The organism is Mycobacterium sp. AT1 (genome assembly GCF_002043095.1).
Lineage (GTDB): Bacteria > Actinomycetota > Actinomycetes > Mycobacteriales > Mycobacteriaceae > Mycobacterium.
In genome coordinates this window covers 37,007-52,196 of record NZ_MVOC01000047.1, presented here as the reverse complement: position 1 = coordinate 52,196, position 15,190 = coordinate 37,007, and the positions used below count along the sequence as shown (strand labels likewise).

The 15,190-nt window shown below is 67.2% G+C and carries 14 protein-coding genes and 1 pseudogene; 5 read left to right on the top strand and 10 right to left on the bottom strand.

Annotated features, from left to right (window positions below; all coding sequences use genetic code 11):
* Nucleotides 1-466: pseudogene (locus tag B1790_RS34760) on the top strand (FUSC family protein); the annotation flags it as partial.
* Between the two features lie 11 nt (nt 467-477).
* Here B1790_RS34760 and B1790_RS21490 read toward each other — a convergent pair.
* Nucleotides 478-894 (bottom strand): DUF3151 domain-containing protein, encoded by a 417-nt coding sequence (locus tag B1790_RS21490; RefSeq protein WP_079925284.1) that lies wholly within the window; start codon nt 892-894, stop codon nt 478-480.
* Nucleotides 895-995: 101 nt separating this feature from the next.
* Between B1790_RS21490 and B1790_RS21485 the strand changes: the two genes are divergently transcribed.
* Nucleotides 996-1,781 (top strand): DUF4878 domain-containing protein, encoded by a 786-nt coding sequence (locus B1790_RS21485; protein ID WP_079925283.1) that lies wholly within the window; start codon nt 996-998, stop codon nt 1,779-1,781.
* 74 nt (nt 1,782-1,855) lie between these two features.
* Here the strand turns inward: B1790_RS21485 and fbaA are convergent, their stop codons facing one another.
* Together fbaA and B1790_RS21475 are read right to left on the bottom strand one after the other, a co-directional pair.
* On the bottom strand, nt 1,856-2,911 hold the full coding sequence (gene fbaA, locus B1790_RS21480) for a class II fructose-bisphosphate aldolase (protein WP_255407295.1): 1,056 nt from the start codon (nt 2,909-2,911) through the stop codon (nt 1,856-1,858).
* 57 nt (nt 2,912-2,968) lie between these two features.
* Complete coding sequence (locus B1790_RS21475; protein WP_079925282.1) at nt 2,969-3,547, bottom strand: TetR/AcrR family transcriptional regulator; 579 nt, start codon at nt 3,545-3,547, stop codon at nt 2,969-2,971.
* Nucleotides 3,548-3,734: 187 nt separating this feature from the next.
* Between B1790_RS21475 and B1790_RS21470 the strand changes: the two genes are divergently transcribed.
* Complete coding sequence (locus B1790_RS21470; RefSeq protein WP_079925281.1) at nt 3,735-4,169, top strand: MmpS family transport accessory protein; 435 nt, start codon at nt 3,735-3,737, stop codon at nt 4,167-4,169.
* A complete protein-coding gene (locus tag B1790_RS21465) occupies nt 4,166-7,003 on the top strand; it encodes an RND family transporter (protein WP_079925280.1) in 2,838 nt (945 codons plus the stop codon). Before B1790_RS21470 ends, B1790_RS21465 begins: the two co-directional genes overlap by 4 nt.
* Here the strand turns inward: B1790_RS21465 and B1790_RS21460 are convergent.
* Nucleotides 6,979-7,992: an alcohol dehydrogenase catalytic domain-containing protein gene (locus B1790_RS21460; RefSeq protein WP_079925279.1), complete on the bottom strand. Its 1,014-nt coding sequence runs from the start codon at nt 7,990-7,992 to the stop codon at nt 6,979-6,981. The genes B1790_RS21465 and B1790_RS21460 overlap by 25 nt on opposite strands.
* 77 nt (nt 7,993-8,069) lie before the next feature.
* Between B1790_RS21460 and B1790_RS21455 the strand changes: the two genes are divergently transcribed.
* Nucleotides 8,070-8,738, top strand: coding sequence for a DedA family protein (locus B1790_RS21455; RefSeq protein WP_079925278.1), 669 nt, complete (start codon nt 8,070-8,072; stop codon nt 8,736-8,738).
* Here the strand turns inward: B1790_RS21455 and B1790_RS21450 are convergent.
* From B1790_RS21450 to B1790_RS21425, 6 genes are read right to left on the bottom strand one after another with little or no spacing between them, the layout of a single operon-like run.
* Nucleotides 8,735-9,643, bottom strand: coding sequence for an LLM class F420-dependent oxidoreductase (locus tag B1790_RS21450; protein ID WP_079925277.1), 909 nt, complete (start codon nt 9,641-9,643; stop codon nt 8,735-8,737). The genes B1790_RS21455 and B1790_RS21450 overlap by 4 nt on opposite strands.
* Nucleotides 9,644-9,693: 50 nt before the next feature.
* A complete protein-coding gene (locus B1790_RS21445; protein ID WP_079925276.1) occupies nt 9,694-11,649 on the bottom strand; it encodes an acetoacetate--CoA ligase in 1,956 nt (651 codons plus the stop codon).
* A 14-nt stretch (nt 11,650-11,663) separates the two neighbouring features.
* Entirely contained in the window at nt 11,664-12,809 is a 1,146-nt protein-coding gene (locus tag B1790_RS21440) for a glycoside hydrolase family 76 protein (protein ID WP_079925275.1), read from the bottom strand.
* 45 nt (nt 12,810-12,854) lie between these two features.
* Entirely contained in the window at nt 12,855-13,508 is a 654-nt protein-coding gene (locus B1790_RS21435; protein ID WP_079925274.1) for an RNA methyltransferase, read from the bottom strand.
* Complete coding sequence (locus tag B1790_RS21430) at nt 13,501-14,400, bottom strand: hypothetical protein (protein WP_079925273.1); 900 nt, start codon at nt 14,398-14,400, stop codon at nt 13,501-13,503. The genes B1790_RS21435 and B1790_RS21430 overlap by 8 nt, the downstream gene beginning before the upstream one ends.
* A complete protein-coding gene (locus B1790_RS21425) occupies nt 14,401-15,177 on the bottom strand; it encodes an SDR family oxidoreductase (protein WP_079925272.1) in 777 nt (258 codons plus the stop codon).
* Nucleotides 15,178-15,190 lie beyond the last annotated feature (13 nt).

Sequence of the window (15,190 nt, the reverse complement as noted above, 5' to 3'; positions counted from 1 at the left end):
CACCCTCGTCGGCTGCGCGGTCGGCGTCGCGGTGTTCCTGGTGCTGAGCCGGTTCCAGGAATCCACCAGACTGATCGACTCCATCGCCGCCACCGTCGACGCCGTTGCCGCGGCCGTCCCCCACCTCGCCGCCGACACCGCCACCCTGGCGGCACGCACCGCGCGACGGGATCTGCAGCTCGCGGCCATCGACCTGCGGGACGCGGTCGACGCCGCCGCGGCAGGGTCGGCTCGGATGCGCGCCACGCGGGAACGGCTTGCGCCCGCCGCGGTCGCGGCGGAACACCTGGCCTATCGCGCGGTCGCCGCCTGCTGGGAGCAGGACGGTCGGGCCTCGGGCCCGCTGCTGGGCCCAGCCGACGCCGACGCCGTGGCACGGCAGTTGCGTGGCCTGGCGACCGCGCTGCGCGCTCGCGCCTTCGAGGCCGCGGACGTCGCGGCGTTGGACGCGGCGCTCAGAAGCTAGGCGCTCAGAAGCTAGGCGAGGCCAAGCTCGCTGCGAGCCGACCGGTCGCAATCGTCGAGCAGGTCGAGGCAACGCTGGTACTCGTCGGTCTCGCCGATGGCATCCGCGGCGTGGGCCAGCGCGGCCACACAACGCAGGAAACCACGGTTGGGTTCGTGGGAGTACGGCACCGGGCCGAATCCCTTCCACCCGTTGCGGCGAAGCTGGTCGAGACCGCGGTGGTAGCCGGTGCGGGCATAGGCGTAGGCGGTGACCGCCTTGTCGTCGGCGAGGGCCTCCTCGGCCAGCGTCGCCCATGCCACGGAGGCCGTCGGATGAGCGGCGGCGACGATGGCCGGATTCTCGCCGGCGGCCAATTCCGCCTCGGCTTCGGTGTCGCCAGGGAGCCGGACCGGATCAGGCCCCAGCAGATCGCCCATGTGAGTCATGCGCTTATTGTGCCGTGCGGATCACGCGCCGACGCCGTCAGGCTTCGCCGAGCGCGGATGGATAAGCTTTGAGGTAGTCACGAGGGAGGACCGAAACGCGCATGTCGAACCCATCGGGGACGGACGAGAACAACCAACCGGGCAGCGGAACTGGTGCAGACGACGGGTCCTCGCCCGAGACCGAGGTGATCGACCCGGCCGCGTTGGCGGGGGCCGCCGACGCCGAGGAGCCCGAGCGCAGATTCACCGCTCCGTCGGGGATGGATGCGGGCAAGACCCAGATCATCGAGACCGCGCCCGAGCCGGCCACCGAGATCTTCGCCGTGCCGCAAGGCCATTCAGACGCCGCCGAGGCCGGGGCCTTCACCGCACCCATTCCTCAGGCGGGACCCGCTGCGCCACAAGTGATTCCGGGTCGGGGCGACCAGCCCAAGCCGCCGCGCGGCAAACGCAGCTGGGGCTGGGTGATCGCGCTGGTGCTCGTCATCGCCGCGCTGGCCGCGGTCGCCATCCTCGGCACCGTGCTGATGTCGCGTGACGACCCGCCCGCGGTGTCGCAGGAGGACATGGTGCGCACCACGATCCAGAACTTCGACACCGCGATCCAGAAGGGCGATCTGTCGACGCTGCGCACCATCACGTGCGGCGAGACCGCCGACAGCTACATCAGGTACGACGACGACCAGTGGAAGGACATCCACGCCCGGGTTGCCGCGGCACGGCAGTACCCGATCGTCGCGAGCATTGACCAGGTCGTCGTGCACGATTCGCACGCCGAGGCCAACGTGACGTCGTTCATGGCCTTCGACCCGTCCACCCGCTCGACGCGGAGCTTCGATCTCGAGCTCCGCGACGAGCAGTGGAAGATCTGCCAAGCGCCCCAGTAACCCCCACCCCACACGATTTCGGCGCGTTGATCCGCGGCCACCGCGGATAAAGGCGCCGAAATCGCGGAGGGGTGCTAGCTTCCCGAGACGCTCCGGCCGCTGCTGTGCAGGTCGTTGCACGCCTCGACGACGCGCTCGGACATCGAGGCCTCGGCCTTCTTCAGGTAGCTACGCGGGTCGTAGACCTTCTTGTTGCCAACCTCGCCGTCGATCTTCAGCACCCCGTCGTAGTTGGCGAACATGTGCCCAGCCAGCGGCCGGGTGAACGCGTACTGGGTGTCGGTGTCGACGTTCATCTTGACGACGCCGTACTTCAGCGAATCCTCGATCTCGGACTTCAGCGAGCCCGACCCGCCGTGGAAGACGAAGTCGAACGGCTTCGACCCCTCGGACAGTCCGAGCTTGGCGGCGGCGACGCGCTGCCCCTCGGCGAGCACCTCGGGGCGCAGCTTCACGTTGCCCGGCTTGTAGACGCCGTGCACGTTGCCAAAGGTGGCGGCCAGCAGATACCGGCCGTGCTCACCCGCACCGAGCGCGTCGATGGTCTTCTCGAAGTCCTCCGCCGAGGTGTACAGCTTGTCGTTGATCTCGGCTTCGACGCCGTCCTCTTCGCCGCCGACGACGCCGATCTCCACCTCGAGGATGATCTTGGCTTCGGCCGCGAGCTTCAGCAGCTCCTTGCCGATCTCGAGATTCTCGTCGATCGGTACTGCAGAGCCGTCCCACATGTGGCTCTGGAACAGCGGGTTCTGCCCCTTGGCGACGCGGGCGGCCGAGATCTCCAGCAGTGGCCGGACGTAGGTGTCGAGCTTGTCCTTGGGGCAGTGGTCGGTGTGCAGGGCGACGGTGACGTCGTACTTGGCGGCGACCACGTGGGCGAACTCGGCCAGCGCCACCGCACCGGTGACCATCTCCTTGATGCCGAGTCCGGACGCGAATTCTGCTCCGCCGGTTGAGAATTGGATGATCCCGTCACTGCCGGCGTCCGCGAAGCCCTTGATTGCGGCGTTCACCGACTCCGAACCGACGCAGTTGATGGCCGGGAATGCGAAGGAGTGCTCCTTGGCACGGTCCAGCATTTCGGCGTAGACCTCGGGAGTCGCGATGGGCATGTGGGTTTCCTCCTGCATTGCACGCGTGGTTCGTCTGTCTTGGAAGTATCTCAACAGACGCCGGTCGGCAACACCTCAGGGTTGAGACGGCTGCACGGCGGGCGTCAGGATTCGGCCGAACAACTCGAGCAGCGCGCGATGCAGATCGGCGTCGTCGATGTCGGCCAGCTCGGGGTCGGCCGCGGCCCGGCCAACACCGGAGCAGAAGACCGAGAAGACGATCCGCTCGACGTCGTTGCGGTCCGGCCCCTCCATCAGTTCGCGGAGACGGTCGTTCACCGCCTTGAAGTCGGGGTCGCTGGCCATCAGCGCATCGATCGCCGGGTCGCCGTAGAACACCACCGCCAACGGTCGGTGCCGCACCACCATTTCGACGAGCCCGCTGACGGCCACGGCGCGACGTTGCTGCGGGTCGGGAAGTGCGTCGGCGATTTTGATGACCCGGACGATGTCCTCGATGCACGGCCGGATCACTTCCAGGGCGATGCCCTCCTTGGAGGGAAACTGGTAGTAGACCGCCGCTTTGCTGACCCCGATCCGGTCGGCAATCATCTGCAGCGACGTGCCGTGGACCCCATGCTCGGCGAAGAGGGCAACCGCGGCGTCGACGACCCTCTCCCTGGCCAGGCCTCTCGGTGCTACGGGTTTCGCCAATGCCTTTGCCTTCTCCGTGTTCGTTGCCTCGGGCCGGACGTGCGAAGTCTACGTCCGTCGCATCGCATGACCCGGAATTATCAGATAGTTAATTGGAGTTAGCCGTTCGGCTTGCTCAACTATGGCGTCCGTTCTATTGTTTGACGCGCTAACCACTTGGTGTGGTCGGAGCAACGAAGGAGCATCAGTGGTCGGGATCGTCAAGCGGGCCTGGATACCGCTGCTCATCGTGGTGGTGGTCGCCCTCGGAGGCGTCGTGGTGTACCGGATGCACGGCCTATTCGGGTCGGACAACGAGACGACCCGCACGGGCGCCGGGCTGGCCCAGGACGCCGAACCGTTCAACCCCAAGGTCGTGACCTACCAGATCACCGGAACGGAAGGCGCCGTGGCGACCATCAACTACCTCGACCTCGATTCGACCCCGCAGCGCGTCGACGACGCTCGCCTGCCCTGGTCGATCACGCTGAAGACCACCAAGCCATCGGCCAGCGCCACCATCATCGCCCAAGGCGACGGCGACCAGATCGGCTGCCGCGTCAGCGTCGACGACGAGGTGAGAGACGAGCGGTCGTCGACCGGCGTCAACGCTCAGGTCTCCTGCCTGGTGAAGTCCGCATGAGCGACCAGCAGACGGTCCAGCGGGCCCGGGTTCCTCGCTTCCTGCGCCTGTTCTGCGTGCCGATCCTGTTGGGGTGGCTCGCACTGACGGCGCTCGTCAACGTCGTGGTGCCGCAGCTCGAGGTCGTGGGCGCCGCCAACTCCACCTCGCTGACCCCGAACGACGCGCCGTCCCTGCAAGCCACCCAGTTGGTCGGCAAGCTCTTCGGTGAGTACGACTCGAACAGCTCGGCGATGATCGTTCTGGAGAGCGACAAACCCCTTGGCGCGCAAGACCATCAGTACTACGACGGCCTCGTCAAGGATCTGGAGAAGGACAAGACCCACATCCAGCACGTCCAGGATCTGTGGGGCGATCCGCTGACCTCCTCGGGGTCACAGAGCGCGGACAACCTGTCGGCCTACGTGCAGCTGTACATAGCAGGCAACCAAGGCGAGACGCTGGCCAACGAATCGGTGCAAGCGGTGCGCGACATCGTCGCCGCCCATCCACCGCCATCGGGGCTGAAGGTTTACGTCACCGGCGCGGGGCCGCTGAACTCCGACCAGCAGCACGCCGGAGACAAGAGCCTGCAGCTGGTCACGGCACTGACCTTCGTGGTGATCGTGACGATGCTCCTGCTGGTCTACCGCTCGATCGTCACGGTTCTCGTGGTCCTGCTGGCGGTGGTGCTCGAATTGGCCGTGGCCCGTGGCATCGTGGCCTTCCTGGGCTACCACCACATCATCGAACTGTCCACGTTCGCGGTGAACCTGTTGACGCTCTTGGCAATTGCCGCGGCCACCGACTACGCGATCTTCCTCGTCGGCCGCTACCACGAGGCGCGCAACTCCGGTGCCGACCCGGAAGACGCGTTCTACGTGATGTACCACGGCACCGCCCACGTCATCATGGGATCCGGGTTGACGATCGCCGGCGCCACGCTGTGCCTGCACTTCACCCGACTGCCCTACTTCCAGACCCTCGCAATCCCCCTTGCCATCGGCATGTTCGTCGTGACCATGTCAGCGCTGACACTCGCGCCGGCGCTGTTGACCATCGCCTCCCGATTCGGATTGCTCGACCCCAAGCGCAAGACCAAGACCCGGGGATGGCGACGGATCGGAACTGCCGTGGTCCGCTGGCCCGGACCCATCCTGGTGGCGTCGGCGGCGATCACCATGGTCGGCCTACTCGCGCTGCCGTCGTACAAGACCAGCTACGACGACAAGAAGTACCTGCCGGCCGACGTCGAGGCCAACATCGGTTACGGGGTTGCGGCGAAACACTTTCCGCAGGCGCGGCTCAACCCCGAGGTCCTGATGCTGGTGGCCGACCACGATCTGCGCAACTCCGCGGACATGCTCATCGTCGACCGGGTCGCCAAGGACGTCTTCCACCTGCCCGGCATAGCCCGGGTGCAGACGATCACGCGGCCGCTTGGCACGCCGATCGAAGGCAGTTCCATTCCGTTCATCGTCGGCCAGCAGGGCGTCAACCAGAAACTCGGGCAGTCCTACGCCGAGCAGCGCACGGCCGACATGCTGACGCAGGCAGCCGACATCAACAACCAGATCGACGTCCTACGTCAACAGCTGTCGCTGCAGAAGCAAAGTGCTGCCGCACAACAGGAACAGACCGACGACCTCAAACGAACGGTTGCGGTGACCAACGAGCTGCGGGACAAGATCGCCAACTTCGACGACTTCTTTCGCCCCCTGCGCAGCTACTTCTATTGGGAACCGCACTGCTACGACATTCCCGTCTGTTACACGTTGCGATCCATCTTCGACGCGCTGGACGGGATCGGCGAACTGACCGATCTGCTTGGTCAGACCACCGCCAGCCTGGACAAGCTCAACGCCCTGCAACCCAAGCTCATTGCGCTGATCCCGCCGCAGATCGCCAGCCAGGAACGCAATCGCGACCAGATCATGACGAACTACGCGACGCAGCAGGATCAGCAGAGCCTGCAGGACCGTCAGCAGTCCGACCCCACTGCCATCGGCAAGGCGTTCGACGACTCCAAGATCGACGACTCGTTCTATCTGCCGCCCGAGGTCTTCGACAACCCAGACTTCAAGAGGGGCCTCAAGCAGTTCGTCTCGCCCGACGGGAAATCGGTGCGGTTCATCATCTCTCACCAGGGTGATCCCGCGACGCCGGAGGGAATCTCGCACATCGACGAGATCAAGAACGCTGCATTCGAGGCCATCAAGGGGACGCCGCTGGAAACCTCGAAGATCTATCTGGGCGGCACTGCGGCAACCTACAAGGACATGCACGACGGCTCCAATTACGACCTCGTCATCGCCGCCGTCTCGGCCATCTGCCTGATCTTCATCATCATGCTCATCATCACCAGGGCCGCGATCGCCTCGCTGGTGATCGTCGGCACGGTGGCGTTGTCGCTGGCCGCGTCGTTCGGACTGTCGGTTCTGTTGTGGCAGCACGTCATCGGCATCGAATTGCACTGGCTGGTGCTCGCGATGTCGGTGATCATCCTGCTCGCGGTGGGTTCGGACTACAACCTGCTGCTGGTGTCGCGGTTCAAGGAGGAACGCGACGCGGGCTTGAACACGGGCATCATCAGGGCGATCGCGGGCAGCGGCAGCGTCGTAACCTCCGCCGGTCTGGTATTCGCGTTCACGATGATGTCCTTCGCGATCAGCGACCTAAAGGTGATGGCCCAGGTGGGCACCACCATCGGCCTCGGTCTGCTCGTCGACACGCTGGTGATCAGGTCGTTCCTGACACCGTCGATCGCGGCGTTGCTGGGCCGATGGTTCTGGTGGCCGCAGAACGTGCGGCAGCGACCCGCCCGCCATCGTCAGACGGTCAGCACCATCCGGTAGCGCGCCTTGCCTGCATCCATGGCCGCGTACGCCTCGGCGGCCTGGGCCAGCGGGCGCTCCTCGATGACGGCTCGGACGCCGGACTGCACGGCGAATGCCATGGTCTCCTCGACGTCGCGGGCCGTGCCCGACGGGTGCCCGGTGACGGACAGGCCGGAGTTGATCAGGTCCAGCGGGCTGATGGGGAGGTTCTCGGTCGTGACGCCGATGATGACCAGCTCGCCCTGGGGACCAAGGCCGCCGACCGTCGCGGCCATCGCCTCGGAGTTGGCCGCCGTGGCGAGCACCACCACCGCGCCACCGAGCCTCTGCAACGCCTCCGCGACGTCCTCGGACGTCGAGTCGACGTAGTGGTGTGCGCCCAGCTCCTTCGCGTCGGCCGCCTTGTCGGAGCCACGGGCGATGGCCACCGTCTCGAAGCCCATCGCGCGGGCGAACTGCACGCCGAGATGTCCGAGCCCGCCGACGCCGAGGACCGCGACGAGGTCACCGGCCTTCGCCTTGGTGCTTCGCAGGCCGTTGAACACCGTCACGCCGGCGCAGCCCAGCGGTGCCGCCTCGGCGAACGACAGACCGTCGGGGATGCGGGCCAGGGCCGTCGCCGGTACGACGACCGACTCCGCGTAGCCGCCCGGGTACTGCAAGCCGGGTACCTGCAGACGTTCGCACTGCATGAACTGGCCCTTGCGGCAGGGGTTGCACCGGTTGCAGTTGCCGCCGAACCAGCCGACCTCGACGCGGTCACCGACCGCGAAGTCCTCGACGCCGTCACCGAGTTCGGCGACGGTGCCCGCAATCTCGTGCCCCGGCGTGATGGGCCAGTTCAGACCCGGCATGCCGCCGTTGACGAAGGCGTGATCGGTTCCGCACACGCCGGCCGCGACGACCGCGATCCGTACGTGGTCCCGCGGTGGGGACGTGGTCTCGACGTCGACGAGGGTGAGCTCTCCACCAGGGGCGGAGACGTGAACGGCCTTGTGAGTGGGCATGGATTCAGGTTAACGACCAGGCAACCGCCACGTGAGGCTGTCGGGGACTTCAGTCGCCGCCGGTATCCTCGGCAGCCATGACGACCACGACCCTGGCGCTACTGCCGGACTTCCTGGACCCCCTGACGCTCCTGGGCTACTTCGGCACGTGGGCGCTCGTCGGTCTGCTGGTCGTCGTGTTCATCGAATCGGGTGTTCTCTTCCCCGTTCTGCCAGGTGATTCGCTGCTCTTCGTCGCCGGCATGCTCGCCGCTGGGACGGCCGCCCAGGCCGACACCGTGCAGACCAACTTCCACCTGTGGCAGCTGCTGCTGTTCATCCCCATCGCCGCGGTGGCCGGCAGCCAGGTCGGCTACTGGATCGGACGCAGCCTCGGCACGTCGATGTTCAAGCCGACCAACCGCGTCCTCAAGCAGAAGTACCTCGACGAGGCGCACGCGTTCTTCGAGGAGCGCGGCCCCTTCGCGATCGTGTTGGGGAGGTTCGTCCCGATCGTCCGCACGCTGGTCCCGATCACGGCGGGCGCGGCGAAGATGAACTACGGCGTGTTCACCCTGTTCAACGTCGTCGGCGCCGTCGTGTGGGGCGTCGGGCTGACCCTGCTCGGCTATTGGCTCGGCCAGTTCGAGATCATCCAGAAGCTGCTCGAGCCGATCTTCATCGTCATCGTGCTGGCCTCGCTCGCCCCCATCGTCTACGAGTGGTACAAGCGGCGGAAGGCAGCCAAGCGGGCCGGTGAGGTCTAGCCGAGGCCCAACGCGGACGCCAGCGTCCGCAGCGCGGGACGCGGATCGGCCGTCGGGTCGTCGCCGAGCACCTGGACCACCACGTGGTCGGCGCCGGCGTCCAGGTGGGCCTGCAGCGTCGCGGCCGCGTCGTCCACCGAGCCCATGCCGACGAGGCCACGTGCCAACCGGTCGGACCCGCCACGGACGAGGTCTGACTCGTCGAAACCCTGGCGCAGCCACGAGTTCCGGTAGTTGGGCAGCCCGCTGTAGACGTTGAGGTGGCCGTGCGCGGCGCTCAACTGCGCGGCGTCGTCGCCACCGACGACGACGGCCTGCTCGGAGACGATCCACTTGTCGGGGCCGAGGATCTCGCGGGTCTTGCGGGACTGCTCCGGCATCACCAGATAGGGGTGGGCACCGTCGGCGTGAGTGCCCGACAGCTCGATCATCTTCGGCCCGAGTGCAGCGAGCAGGCGCGCTGGCCTGCCGGCGCCCGGCTCGATCTGTTCGGGGACGGCGGTCATCTTCTCCAGATAGGTGCGCATCGTCGCGAGCGGTTTGGCGTACGTCCCACCGAAACCGTGCTCGACGAGCGGGGCGTGGCTCACGCCAAGACCCAGGACGAACCGTCCGGGATGCAGCGCCGTCAGAGTGCGTGCGCCGGACTCGGCGGCAGACGCGGCCCTGGCGTGAATGTTCGCGATGCCGGTGCCGACGACGAGCCGCTCGGTGGCCGCGAGGAACGCCGCCGACTGCGTCAGGCACTCCTTGCCGGTGACTTCCGGAATGAACAACGAACCGTAGCCAAGTGCTTCGATCTCCCTGGCCACGTCTTGGGCATCGGTGATGGCCCAGGTGTCACTGGCCCACCAGACGCCGATGGTCGCGGAAAAGTCGATGCGCGCGCGCTGATTTTCGGTCACGCGATCGATGGTAAGCGGTCAACCATCGGGTTGGTCGGGCGCCTCCGGCGTCAGGTCCTCGCGTGCTCCTCGAATTCGGCGAGCAGCTCGGGGCGGTCGACCGCACTGGGCGTGAGGACGTCAGACGGCTTGGCGCCCAACAGGATGCGCTTGATCGGGATCTCGAGTCGTTTGCCGGTCATCGTGCGCGGGATGCCGGGCACCGCGATGACGTCGTCGGGGACGTGTCGGGGCGAGGCGCCGCTGCGAACGGCCTCGACGATTCGCGCACGGAGATCGTCCCCGAAGTCCACGCCGTCGGCGCACGCGACGAACAACGGCATCCAATACCCGCCGTCGTCGAGCTCGACGCCCACCACCAGACAGTCCTGGATCTCGGGCATGCCTTCGACCGCGTTGTAAATCTCTGCACTGCCCATCCTGACCCCGCCCCTGTTCAGGGTGGCATCCGAGCGGCCGTGCACCACAACCGAATTGCGTTCGGTGACGGTAATCCAGTCTCCGTGGCACCACACCCCTTGGTACTTGTCGAAGTACGCCCCGCGGTACTTCTCGCCGTCGGGATCGTTCCAGAAGAACACCGGCATCGACGGCATGGGCTTGGTCACCACCAGCTCACCGGCCTCCTCGGTGACCGACCGACCGCCGTCACCCCAGGCCTCGGCCGCGACGCCGAGGCAGATCGCGTTGAGCTCACCCGCGCGGACCGGCACCAGCGGAGTGCCGCCGATGAACGCGGTGACGACGTCGGTGCCACCGCTCATCGAGAACACGGGAACCGGCCGCCCGATGCCCTCCTGCAACCAGCGAAAACCGCTGGCCGGCAACGGTGAACCCGTCGACCCGACCGCACGCAGCGATTCGAGCGGATGGTCCGTGCCTGGAGTCAGCTCTTCCTTGGCGCAGGCCAGCCAGTATCCGGCGCCGGCGCCGACCACCGTCACCCGATGATCGGCGACCAGTTCCCAGAGGTAGCCCGTGTGGCCGAACGTGGGACTGCCGTCGTACAGCACGATCGTCGACCCGACGAGCAACCCCGACACCAGCATGTTCCACATCATCCAACTGGTGCTGGACTGCCAGAGGAAACGGTCTTCGCGTTTCAGATCCAGTTGCAGGCTCAGGTACTTCACGTGCTCGAGCAGCACCCCGCCGTGGCCGTGCACGATGCCCTTCGGCGTGCCCGTGGTGCCAGAGGAGAACAGCACCCACAGCGGGTGGTCGAACGGAAGGGGTGTGACGTCGAGTTCTGTGTCGGCACCGCGGGCGAGCACCTCGGCCCACGGGGTGACCCCGTCCACGGGTTCACCGAGTCGTGGTACCAGCACCGTGGCCACCAAAGTGGGCAGCTGCGAACGTATTTCGGCCAGCTCGGCGTGCCGGCCGCGGCGCTTGCCCGCGTACACCGAGCCGTCACTGGCCACCAGGACCTTCGGCTCGAGCTGCCCGAGTCGGGCGACGACGCCTCCGACGGCGAGATCCTGATTGCACACCGCCCAGGTGGCTCCGACGCTCGCGGCGCCGAGGAACGCGACGACTGCCTCGCCAATGTTGGGAAGGTAGCCGACTACGCGGTCACCCGGCACCACGCCGACGCTGCGCAGGTACGCCGCGAACGCCGCCGTCTCGGCACGCAGTCGTGCCCACGACCACTCCGTCGAACCGTCCTCGCCCGCCACCACCATCGCGGGCCGATCCTCGGTGGCATGACGGAAGATCTGCGTGACGTAGTTCAGCGTCGCACCCGGAAACCACTGTGCGCCAGGCATGTCGGCGCTGGCGAGCGCAGCCGTCGGCGGTGTGGTCGCCTGAATCTCGAAGTAGTGCCACACCGCGTCCCAGAACCAGTCGAGATCGTCGACCGACGCCGTCCACAGCGAGTGGTAGTCGGCGAATTCTCCCCGCCCGGTCTCGGCCAGCCAGGCGATGAAACTCGTCAGGTTGGCGTCGTCGACGGTCCGTTGATCGGGGGTCCACGATCCGGACAGCTGATCTGCGGCAGTCACTGCGAAAGACCTTCCTACTCAGTTGGTTCGGGTACGTCCAAGAGGAGTTGGCCGTCGGGCGTCTCGTCGGCGACCGTGTGCGCGGCCTCCATCAGCATCCATCCCGACACCTGCACGGACATGTCCCGCTCGGGGATCTCCGAGGCGTTGACCGCGCCGTCGACCGACTGCGCGTCCGCTCCGGCGGCCTTCGGCAGGTCGGCACTGCGGTCCCAGAACGGTCCGAACAGGGGCAGACCGTCGACGTTCTGCCGGAAGTCCCAGGCCGACTGCGCCGACTTGAGCACCAACTCCCTTGCGGTGGCGCGCGCCGCGGTGTCCTCGGGCGAGTCCTCCGGCAGCTGGTTTGCCGCCAGCGCCAGGTAGCGCGCCAGGATTCCGTTGAAGAGGCCGCCGTCTCCCCCACCCGCGCCCTGGATGACGCCGCCGGGCGCCATGTTGTCGGCGACCGCGTCGATCAGTCGACGGGCGCGTTCGGAATGCCGGACGTCCTGGGTGCGAACGGCGAGTTCGACCTCGAGCCCGAGCACGACGCCCTGGCAGTAGGTGTACTGCGCACGCACCAGCGAGCCGCCCTTGATTCCGTCGAACACCAGGTGGGTGTCGGGGTCGACCAGCGTCTCGTCGATCCAGTCGGACATCTGCTGCGCACGACGCAACCGGTCATAGCGCGCGAGGAAGATGCCGGCAGGCCCGTTGGCGGGGGCGTTGAAGAACTGGTCCTGCTTGCGCCAGGGGATGCCGCCGCCGTCCTCGGGCACCCAGGCGTTGAGGAACTGGTTGGCCAACTTGTCGAGCGCCTTCGGTCGCTCGATGCCGACCTGGCTGCCCGCCCGCTCCAAAGCCAGTGCGAGCCAAGCCATGTCGTCGTAGTAGTCGTTGGTCCACTTCCACGTGTTGCGCCAGTGCTGGCCCTTGATCTGGCGCTCGATCGTCACCTTGCGCTCTGGCTGCGGGTCGCGGGTCTGGGCGTCGACGAGACATTCGAGCAGGTGCGCCTGCCACCAGTAGTGCCACGTGCCGAACGACAGGCTCTTCTTCGTCGGCGGCCAGGCCACCACGCCGAGCTGGGTGCCCGGCAGCTGCCACAGTTTCCGGTAATGCCGTTTGGCGATCGCGGCTTCTGCACTGGCCGCGCGATTGGCCCACAGCTGATCCATTGAATCTTCCCGTCGCTTCGCTCGCCTGGTGGTTTTCATCCTGCCCTACCAGGCGCGCGATGTGTCGGCATGCGTCCCGATCCAGGCGTGCATCGCGATGCCCGCCGCCACGGCGGCGTTGACGCTGCGCGTGGAACCGAACTGGGCGATGGACACCACCAGGGTGGCGCCGTTCTGCGCGTCGTCGGTGATGCCGGGCCCCTCCTGCCCGAAGATCAGCAGGCAGTTGCGCGGCAGCCGGGTGTGCTCGAGGCGGACCGCTCCCGGCACGTTGTCCACCGCGACCACCTCCAGGCCCGCCTCCGCGGCGTAGTCGAGCAGCTCGGCGGTGGTCGCGTGGTGGCGAAGGCGTTGATAGCGGTCGGTGACCATGGCGCCGCGCCGGTTCCACCGACGCCGGCCGACGATGTGCACGGTGTCGACGGCGAACGCGTTGGCGGTGCGGACGACGGCGCCGATGTTGGCGTCGTTGCCGAAGTTCTCGATGGCGATGTGAAGGGGATGCCGCCGGTGGTCGATGTCGGCGATGATGGCCTCACGGGTCCAATACCGGTATGCATCGACGACGTTGCGAGTGTCGCCGTCGCGCAACAGGTCTCGGTCGTAGCGCGGATCGTCGGGCAGCCGCCCTTCCCACGGGCCGACGCCGGGGGCCGTTCCCCACTCCGTCGGACCGGGCAGCGTCGGGCCCTCAGTCACGGGTGGTCCACAGCGCGGCGTGCGTGCCGACTACGGCGACCGTCGCATACAGCAGGGCCTGGTTGATCTCGCCCTGCGTGCAGAGCGAGGCCCGCACCGACACCGCGTCCAACGACGAGTCGGGCAGCACCAGCAGCGACGCGCCGTAGACCGAGCACGCGTACGACAGCCCCTTGCCGGGCAGCGTCGGCGTCACCTGCACCATCAGCGGGCCGCCGCGTCGGATCGAGTCGTCGCGGTAGCGCGACGCCAGCCCGCTGATGTCGAGGCCCAGCAGCATGTAACCGTTGCCGTTGAACGCGGTCGGTTCGCCGAGCGCGGTCGGCATGAGTTGTGATCCGTCGGCGTCGAACGCGTCGACGCTGGTGGACCTCAGCACCAAGCCGGTGTCGGTGTCGCTGGTGGGACTCAGGCCGACCGGGAACGACGCGGGGTAGGCGGCGATGGTGCCGGGGATGCGGTCCTGCGGCGAGTACACGTACACCCCGCGCACCTGGGTCTGATCGCGCAGCGGCCCCAAACAGACCGTCCCAGAGAGCTTGTCGGGATCCGGCGAGACGGCGGGCTGCAGGCTCAGCGTCGTCACGTTCGAGCAGCTACCCAGTGCGGTGCTCTCGATCGGGTGGGCCAGCGCACCGTAGAGGCCGAACCTCAGGGAGTCGGCCTTCGCGTGCTGACCGCCGGCCTGCGACGGTGACGCGTCGACGTCGACGAGGACGTAGTCGCCGTCGAACCGGAGGTTGGACGCCGAGACGTTCCACCCGAGGACTGCCAGCGATTCTCCGATGGCGGCACCCTGGGTGGCGTACGGGCTCGGCTTCGGGTCATCCGAACAGGAGACGAGGGCGACGCCGACGACCAGTGCCATCAGCGCCGCGATGAGTGGACGCACTCAGGTACGTCCCCGGCCGCGGCCCACGACCTTGGTCGCCGCCCGCACCAGGCTTCTCGGCACGATGCGTCCGGCCGTGGTCAGCGCCTTGTACTGGAGCCCTGGGACGATGACCACCTCGCGCTTCGCCACGGCTGACAGGCAATCGCTTACGACGTCGTCCACCTCCAGCCACAGGAACGACGGCGTGTCCGCCATGTCGATGCCCGCGCGTTCGTGGAACTCGGTGCGGACGAAACCCGGACACAGCGCATGTACGCCAACGCCCGTGCCACCCAAACCGTTGGCCAGTCCCTCGGAGAACGAGATGACCCACGCCTTGGACGCCGAGTAGGTCGACCCCCGGCCCGGAAGCAGACCCGCGACGCTCGCCACGTTGATCACAGTGCCGGCGCCCGAGGCCAACATGGGTGGGAGTGCCGCCCTGGTCAAGTGCATGACGGCGGTGACGTTGACGTCCAGCTGGGATTGGAGCTTGTCCGGATCGGCGGTCCAGAACTCACCCGAGGTGCCAAAGCCGGCGTTGTTCACCAGAATTCGCACGCCGACCGCGAGTCGGTCGGCCACCTTGAGTCGATCGGCGGCCAGCGCCAGGTCGGCGGGCAGCACCTCGACCTCCACTCCGGTGTCGGCACGCAGTTCGGCGGCGACGCGCTCCAGGCGTTCGACGTCACGGGCCACGAGCACCAGGTCATGTCCGTCGACGGCGTATTGCCTGGCGAAGCCAAGGCCCAGTCCCGACGTCGGTCCGGTGATCAGTGCAACGGGTCGTGGCATGCCGACAGGTTAC